Consider the following 3,967-nt stretch of genomic DNA (forward strand, 5'->3'; position numbering starts at 1 on the left):
GCTGCTGCCGTTCTTCTCGTTCATGACCTTCCTGATCGCGGTACCGACCGGTGTGAAGTTCTTCAACTGGATCGGCACACCCGCACGGAGATGTGGATCGGGGTGCCCTCGAAACCGAACTCCTCACGCAGCCTGCGTTCGATGAAGCGGCGGTAGCCCGCCTCGATGAAGCCGGAGGCGAACAGGACGAACCGCGGCGGCTTGGTGCCGGCCTGGGTGCCGAACAGGATGCGCGGCTGCTTGCCGCCCCGGACCGGGTGCGGATGGGCCGAGACCAGCTCGCCGAGGAAGGCGTTGAGGCGGCCGGTGGGCACGCGGGTCTCCCAGCCGGCGAGGGCGGTCTCGATCGCGGGGACCAGCTTCTCCATGTGGCGGCCGGTGCGCGCGGAGACGTTGACCCGGGGCGCCCAGGCGACCTGGCCGAGCTCGGTCTCGATCTCGCGCTCCAGGTAGTAGCGGCGCTCCTCGTCGAGGGTGTCCCACTTGTTGAAGGCGAGGACGACCGCGCGGCCCGCCTCGACGGCCATGGTGACGATGCGCTGGTCCTGCACCGAGATGGACTCGGAGGCGTCGATGAGGATCACCGCGACCTCCGCCTTCTCCACGGCGGCGGCGGTGCGCAGCGAGGCGTAGTAGTCGGCGCCCTGCTGGAGATGCACGCGCTTGCGGATACCGGCGGTGTCGACGAACTTCCAGGTGACTCCGCCGAGTTCGATCCGTTCGTCGACGGGGTCGCGGGTGGTTCCGGCGAGTTCGTTGACGACGACGCGCTCCTCGCCCGCCACCTTGTTGAGGAGGGAGGACTTGCCGACGTTCGGGCGGCCGATGAGGGCGATCCGGCGGGGGCCGCCGATGCCGGCCCCGCCGAAGGTCTGCTCGGGCGCCTCGGGCAGCGCCTCCAGGACGGCGTCCAGCATGTCGCCGGTGCCACGGCCGTGCAGCGCGGAGACCGGGTGCGGCTCGCCGAGGCCCAGGGACCAGAGGTAGGCCGCGTCGGCCTCGCCGCTCGGGCCGTCGACCTTGTTGGCGGCCAGCACGACGGGCTTGCCGGCCTTGCGCAGCAGTCGTACGACCGCCTCGTCGGTGTCGGTGGCACCGACCTTGGCGTCGACGACGAACACGACCGCGTCGGCCGCCTCGATCGCGTACTCCGCCTGGGCGGCCACGGAGGCGTCGATGCCGAGGACGTCCTGCTCCCAGCCGCCGGTGTCGACGACCTTGAAGCGGCGGCCCGCCCACTCGGCCTCGTAGGTCACCCGGTCGCGGGTGACGCCGGGCTTGTCCTCGACGACGGCCTCACGGCGGCCGATGATGCGGTTCACGAGCGTCGACTTGCCGACGTTCGGGCGGCCGACGACGGCGAGGACGGGCAGCGGCCCGTGGCCCGCCGCCTCGATGGCGCCCTCGACGTCCTCGATGTCGAAACCCTCTTCGGCGGCGAGCTCCATGAACTCCGCGTACTCGGCGTCGCCGAGCGCCCCGTGGTCGTACTCGTGCTCAGCCGAGTCGCCGGGCTGGCTGTGGTCGTTCATGAAGTCCGTACCTCGTCGTTCATCGTGGTGATCGGTGGAACAGCCGTGTACCGGGCCGATCCACTACTCAGTGTCGCCTAGCGTCCGGTCAGACGCCTGGCGTTTTCCAGGTGGCCGGTGAGCTGCTTCTGGATGCGCTCGGTGGCCTCGTCCAGGGCTTTGCGGGTGCGGCGGCCGGTGCCGTCGCCCGCCTCGAAAGGGTCGCCGAAGACGACGTCGACGCGGGAGCGCAGCGGCGGCAGCCCCTTTATCAACCGTCCCTGCCGCTCGGAACTTCCCAGGACGGCCACCGGCACTATGGGCGCCCCGGAGCGCACCGCGAAGTAGGCGAGGCCCGCGCGCAGTGCGGCGAAGTCGCCGTCGCCCCGGCTGCCCTCGGGGAAGATCCCGAGCACTCCCCCGGCCTCCAGGACGCCGAGCGCCCGGGTGACCGCCGTGCGGTCGGTGGACCTGCGGTCCACCTTCAGCTGGCCGATCCGGGTCAGGAACGGGTCGAGCGGGCCGACGAACGCCTCCTTCTTGATGAGGAAGTGCGTCGGCCGCGGCGACACGCCCATGACCATCGGCCCGTCGATGTTGTGGGAGTGGTTCACGGCGAGGATCGCCGGGCCGTGCGCGGGCATCTTCCAGGCGCCGAGCACGCGCGGCTTCCACAGCCCGTACATGAGGCCGACCCCGATGCGCCGCCCGGTCTCGGCGCCCCGCTGCGACGGAAGGCTCACTTCCCGGCCCGCTTCTCCTCGACGAGGGTGACGACACACTCTATGACCTGGGCGAGCGTCAGCTGGGTGGTGTCCACCTCGACCGCGTCGCCCGCCTTGGCGAGCGGCGAGGTCTTGCGGGTCGAGTCGGCCGCGTCCCGCTGGATCAGGGCCTCACGGGTGGCGTTGACGTCGGCGCCCTTCAGCTCGCCGCTGCGGCGGGCGGCACGCGCCTCGGCGGAGGCGGTGAGGAAGACCTTCAGGTCGGCGTCGGGCAGCACGGTGGTGCCGATGTCGCGGCCCTCGACGACGATCCCGGCCTCGGCGGAGGAGGCCAGGGAACGCTGCAGCTCGGTGATCCGGGTGCGCACCTCGGGCACCGCGCTGACCGCGCTCACCTTGGAGGTGACGTCCTGGGTGCGGATCGGGCCGGAGACGTCGACGCCGTCGACGGTGATCGTCGGGTGGGCCGGGTCGGTGCCGGAGACGATCTCCGGCTTGCCGGCCACCGCGGCGATCGCCGTGGGGTCGGTGAGGTCGATGCCGTTGTTCACCATCCACCAGGTGATCGCCCGGTACTGGGCGCCGGTGTCCAGGTAGCTGAGGCCCAGCTGCGCGGCCACGGCCTTGGACGTGCTCGACTTGCCGGTGCCCGAGGGGCCGTCGATCGCGACAATCACGGGCTTTACGGCGCCGTTTTCCACGGGGGGACACCTTCCGGGTGCAGGTGGTGGGTGGTGTGCGGGACGCCAGTGCGCCCCGCACAAGGTTACCGGCCCCCGGGACCGCCGGATTCAGCGCGGGCTACTGCCGCAGCGCCCAGCCCCGGTCCCGCAGCGCCGACGTGAGTACGGGCACCGCCTTGGGCTCCACCCACAGCTGGACGTGACCGGCCTGCTGCCCGGTAGCGTGCTCGATCCGCACGTCCTCGACGTTGACCCCGGCCGCGCCGGCGTCCGCGAAGATCCGGGCCAGCTGGCCGGGCTGGTCGTCGATGAGCACCGCCACGACCTCGTAGGCGCGCGGCGCCGAACCGTGCTTGCCGGGCACCCGCACCTGGCCCGCGTTGCCACGGCGCAGCACGTCCTCGATGCCGGCGCCGCCCTCGCGCCGCTTGGACTCGTCCGAGGACTGCAGGGCGCGCAGCGCGCGGACCGTCTCGTCGAGGTCGGCGGAGACGTCGGCGAGCAGGTCGGCGACCGGGCCGGGGTTCGCGGAGAGGATGTCGATCCACATCCGGGGGTCGGAGGCGGCGATCCGGGTCACGTCCCGGATGCCCTGCCCGCACAGTCGTACGGCCGCCTCCTCGGCGTGCTCCAGGCGGGCGGCGACCATGCTGGAGACCAGGTGGGGCATGTGGGAGACCAGGGCCACGGCGCGGTCGTGGGCGTCGGCGTCCATGACGACCGGGACGGCACGGCAGTGCGAGACCAGCTCCAGGGCGAGGTTCAGCACCTCGGTGTCGGTGTCCCGGGTCGGGGTGAGCACCCAGGGGCGGCCCTCGAAGAGGTCGGCGGTGGCCGCCAGCGGGCCGGACTTCTCCCGGCCGGACATGGGGTGCGTGCCGATGTACGACGACAGGTCCAGGCCGTGTGCCTCCAGCTCGCGGCGCGGGCCGCCCTTGACGCTGGCCACGTCGATGTAGCCGCGGGCCACGCCCCTGCCCATCGCGTCCGCGAGGACGGACGCCACATGGGCGGGCGGGGCTGCGACGATCGCGAGGTCGACGGGGCC

4 protein-coding genes are annotated in these 3,967 nt (G+C 72.1%); all 4 read right to left on the reverse strand.

What is annotated here, in order from left to right:
* Positions 1–62: 62 nt before the first annotated feature.
* Positions 63–1,532: a ribosome biogenesis GTPase Der gene (der, locus tag ABZ646_RS42150; protein WP_360531754.1), complete on the reverse strand. Its 1,470-nt coding sequence runs from the start codon at positions 1,530–1,532 to the stop codon at positions 63–65.
* A gap of 77 nt (positions 1,533–1,609) precedes the next feature.
* The gene (locus tag ABZ646_RS42155; RefSeq protein WP_360531763.1) at positions 1,610–2,197 is read right to left on the reverse strand and encodes a lysophospholipid acyltransferase family protein; all 588 of its coding nucleotides are present in this window, start codon (positions 2,195–2,197) and stop codon (positions 1,610–1,612) included.
* Between the two features lie 53 nt (positions 2,198–2,250).
* Positions 2,251–2,937, reverse strand: a complete 687-nt coding sequence (gene cmk / locus ABZ646_RS42160; protein WP_360531757.1) for a (d)CMP kinase — start codon at positions 2,935–2,937, stop codon at positions 2,251–2,253.
* A 100-nt stretch (positions 2,938–3,037) separates the two neighbouring features.
* Positions 3,038–3,967, reverse strand: a 930-nt coding sequence (locus ABZ646_RS42165) for a prephenate dehydrogenase (protein ID WP_360531760.1), incomplete at its 5' end; no start/stop codon positions are given.

This window comes from Streptomyces sp. NPDC007162 (assembly GCF_040634175.1).
GTDB lineage: Bacteria > Actinomycetota > Actinomycetes > Streptomycetales > Streptomycetaceae > Streptomyces.

Coding starts and splice junctions, on each gene's coding strand:
- der (WP_360531754.1), bottom strand. CDS start 1,532: ATGAACGACCACAGCCAGCCCGGCGACTCGGCTGAGCACGAGTACGAC.
- ABZ646_RS42155 (WP_360531763.1), bottom strand. CDS start 2,197: ATGTACGGGCTGTGGAAGCCGCGCGTGCTCGGCGCCTGGAAGATGCCC.